The organism is Paramagnetospirillum magnetotacticum MS-1, from assembly GCF_000829825.1.
GTDB classification, from domain to species: Bacteria; Pseudomonadota; Alphaproteobacteria; order Rhodospirillales; family Magnetospirillaceae; genus Phaeospirillum; species Phaeospirillum magnetotacticum.
On record NZ_JXSL01000014.1, the window covers coordinates 1 to 4,155 of the forward strand.

The 4,155-nt window shown below is 64.1% G+C and carries 1 protein-coding gene; it reads right to left on the bottom strand.

Annotation, left to right across the window (positions count from 1 at the left end; genetic code table 11):
• A partial coding sequence (locus CCC_RS01815; protein ID WP_152619671.1) for a VCBS domain-containing protein occupies window positions 1–4,155 on the bottom strand: 4,155 nt, incomplete at both ends.

Genomic DNA, 4,155 nt, shown 5'->3' on the forward strand with positions numbered 1-4,155 from the left:
CCGTGGTCAGGCTATCCACCTGATTGCCGCTGGCGTCCATCAGGTGATAGCGGACCGTATCGCCCGTATCCACATCCGCGCCACTCGCATGGCCGGTGATGGCGGTATGGTCGTTGGCGGTGGTGACGTTGGCCACGCTGACGGTCGGACCATCATTGGAACCGGTGATGGTCACCGCCACCGTGCTGGGGGCCGAGGCCGCGCCGTGATTGTCCACGGCCACCACCTTGAAGCTGTCGCCCAGGGTCTGGCCGACGCCCAGGCTGGAATCGCCGGTCGGCGTGAAGGTGTAATCGCCGGTGGCGCTGTTGATGGTCACTGTGCCGTGGGCCGTGGTCAGGCTATCCACCTGATTGCCGCTGGCGTCCATCAGGTGATAGCGGACCGTATCGCCCGTATCCACATCCGCGCCACTCGCATGGCCGGTGATGGCGGTATGGTCGTTGGCGGTGGTCACATTGGCGACACTCACCGTCGGGCCGTCATTGCTGCCGGTGATGGTCACCGCCACGGTGCTGGGGGCCGAAGCCGCGCCGTGATTGTCCACGGCCACCACCTTGAAGCTGTCGCCCAGGGTCTGGCCGACGCCCAGGCTGGAATCGCCGGTCGGCGTGAAGGTGTAATCGCCGGTGGCGCTGTTGATGGTCACGGTGCCGTGGGCCGTGGTCAGGCTGTCCACCTGATTGCCGCTGCCATCCACCAGATGGTAGGCCACCGTGTCGCCCGTATCCACATCCGCGCCACTCGCATGGCCGGTGATGGCGGTGTGGTCGTTGGCGGTGGTGACGTTGGAGGCGCTGACCGTCGGGCCGTCATTGCTGCCGGTAACGGTGACATTGACGGTCCCCACATTGCTGTCGGCGCCGTGGCTGTCGGTGGCCACCACCTTGAAGCTGTCAGTGGCCGAAGCCCCCACGCCCAGGCTGGCATCGCCCGCCTTGGGCGTGAAAGTGTAGTCGCCGGTAGCGCTGTTGATGCTCACCGTGCCGTGATCGGTGACGAGGCTGCTCACATGGTTGCCATTGGCATCCACCAGCGAATAGCTGAGCGTATCGCCGGGCGAGTCGGTTCCCGTCACATGGCCGGTCACCGCACTGTGATCGTTGGCTGTCGTCGCATTGGCGGTGGTCAGCGTGGGCGCACCGTTCTCCACCGTGACGTTGACCGTCTCGGTGGTGGTACCGCCATGGCCGTCAGACACCGTAACCTTGAAGGTGTCGGTGCCGCTGTAATTGCCCGTGGGCGTATAGCTGAAGGTGCCGTCGGTATTGACCACCACGGTGCCATGCTGCGGCCCATTATTCCCGGTACCCACCGCATAGGACAGGTGGTCACCGTCCACATCGGTGACGCCGACCGCACTGGTGATGGTCGCACCCGCCGCGCCGTGCACCGAGGTGGGATCACCCGCATCGGGGCCGTGATTGGCCAGATCGTCATGCACGCTGGCCGAGGCCGAGGACGAGGCCACGCTGGTCCCGTCGGTGGCCACCGCCGTCACATTGACGTTGAGGTCGCCGGTGAAGCCCGCCGGGGTCTTGACCGACAACCCGCCCAGCTGGGCCGGATTGAGGGAATAGGAGCCGTCGGCGCCCGCCACCAGGGCCACGCCGTTCTGATAGAGCGTCGCCCCCGCAGGCAGGCCGGAAATGCTGACCGTATGGCTTTCCGAGCCGTCCATGTCGGGGAAGCTGGCCGAAACCGACAGCGCATGGCTGGCGGTCGGCGCCGCATTGCCCCAACTCACCGACATATTGACGTCGTTATAGTCGCGATCGCCGCCGCCGTTCAGGTCTTCCCAATTCTGGTTGCCCGAAACCGCGCTGCTATCTTCGGCATGGACCAGATGGTCCGAGTTCAAGGCCTTGTTATCGAACAGAACCTTGGTCCCGGCACCGTTCAGAACATGGCCCGAACTGTCGCTGGCCTGCCAGTTGCCCGCGCTATCCTTGGCGAAGGAGAGCGCCGCGCCATTGGCCAGGCTCGGATTCTGGCTGTGACCATCGGGGATGATGAAGAAGCCGACCCGGTCGGGATTGACGCCGCTCACCGTCACCGAAGCATTGGGCGAGGCATGCACGTCGGACCAGATCACCCCCCCCGAGGTCGGGTTGCCATTATCGTCCATGACGTAATAGCCGTAGGTGTTGTGGTATCCCGCCGAGGCGGTGCTGTCCAGATTGGTCACCGTGAAGCTGCCATTGGGCGTCTCGACGGCGGCGCCGATGGACACCGAAACACTGGCCCGGTCGGCCACCGCGTCCACGTCCAGCGCCGCCGAACCGGCGGCGGTGCCGCCATGGCCGTCACTGACCGTATAGCTCACATCCACATGGCCGCTGTAATTCTCGGTCGGCGTGAAGGTATAGGTGCCGTTGCCGTTATCGACGATGCTGCCATGGGTCGAGGTGAGGTTGCTCACCGACAGCGTGTCGTGGGTGTCCACGTCATGGGCATTGGCCAGCAGCTGCGCCGTGGTGAAGGTCACCGAATTGTCCTCGGCCGTATGGCCGAGAGCCACCGCGCCGCTCACGGTCGGCCCGTCATTGGAACCGGTGATGGTGACGCTGACATTCTGGGTCGCCGTGCCGTCGGCAGAGGCCACCGCGAAGGTCTTGGTCATGGATTCGCCTGCGCCCAGCGCCTGCACATCCGCATTGGAAGAATTGACCTGGAAGCTCCACTGGCCGTTCTCGCCGATGCTGAAGGTCCCTTGATCGGTCTGCACCGTCTGGGCCGTCACATGGGCCTGGCCCGAATCCACATCCGCGACCGACAGCGTGCCAGTCGCCCGGCCATTGCCATCCTCGCCAACCGCACCGGCCGCCGTGCCGGTGATGGTGGCGCTGTCATTGGCGCCGTTGATGGTGACGCCCACCGTGCTGGGCGCACTGGTCATGGTGCCGTCGGTGGCCACAACCTTGAAGCTGTCGGTCTGCACGTCGCCAGCCCGCAAGGCCTGCGCGTCGGCATTGGGCGTGAAGGTGTAGTCGCCGGTCGCCGAATTGATGGTCACCGTGCCATGGGCGGTGGTCAGGCTGTCCACCTGATTGCCATTGGCATCCATCAGGTGATAACGCACGCTGTCGCCCACATCCTGGTCGGTGGCGGTAACATGGCCGGTGCTGGAGTGGTCCTCATCGGTGGTCACCGCCGTGGCGGCCGTCACCTCGGGGGGATTTTCCAGCGAGATGTCGTGGCCGTTCAGATTGACCTTGAGCGCCTCGAAATTATCCACCTTCAAACCGCCCAGGGTATTGAAGGTAAATGTCTGGCCCGCATGGCTGGAATCGGCGGCAAAGGCCTGGAACTGCTGCAGTTCGGCGCGCACCTCGGTGGTATACTGCGCCGAGGTCAGATTGACCTGCAAGGTATCGGTTCCCGCGCCGCCATGATAGACGTCGCTGCCGACGCTGCCCTGATTGGCGATGACCGTGTCATTGCCCGTCCCGGCCTGAATGGTATCCGCCCCGGCCGTGCCGGTGATGGTGTCGTTGCCAGCCCCGCCGTCAATGACGAAGTTCTTCACCGTCATGCCGGAGAAGTCCAACTCGTCATTGCCGGACCCGGCCTGGATGGTGTTGTAGCTGGTGGTCCCGTCGCCGCCGTCGATGACCTCGATGCCCTGAAGATTGGCCAGGTGGTTATCAACCTTCAGCGTGTCGTAGGACCAGTTGCCCATGATGGTGTCGGTGCCGTCGCCACCGATGAAGGTGTCGGTCGAACCATCATTATTGCTGATCAGGAAGGTATCGTTGCCAGCCCCGCCAGACATGGTGTCGGAACCCGCCCCGCCACTGATCGTGTCATTGCCCGAGGTGCCGGTGATGGTGTCGTTGCCCGCCCCGCCGTCGATGACGAAGCTCTTCACCGTCATGCCCGAGAAGTCCAGCTCGTCATTGCCGGACCCGCCCTGGATGGTGTTGTAGGCAGGCGTCCCGTCGCCCCCGTCGATGACCTCGATGCCCTGAAGATTGGCCAGGTGGTTATCAACCTTCAGCGTGTCATAGGACCAGTTGCCCATGATGGTGTCGGTGCCGTCGCCACCGATGAAGGTGTCGGTCGAACCATCATTATTGCTGATCAGGAAGGTATCGTTGCCAGCCCCGCCAGACATGGTGTCGGAACCCGCCCCGCCACTGATCGTGTCATTGC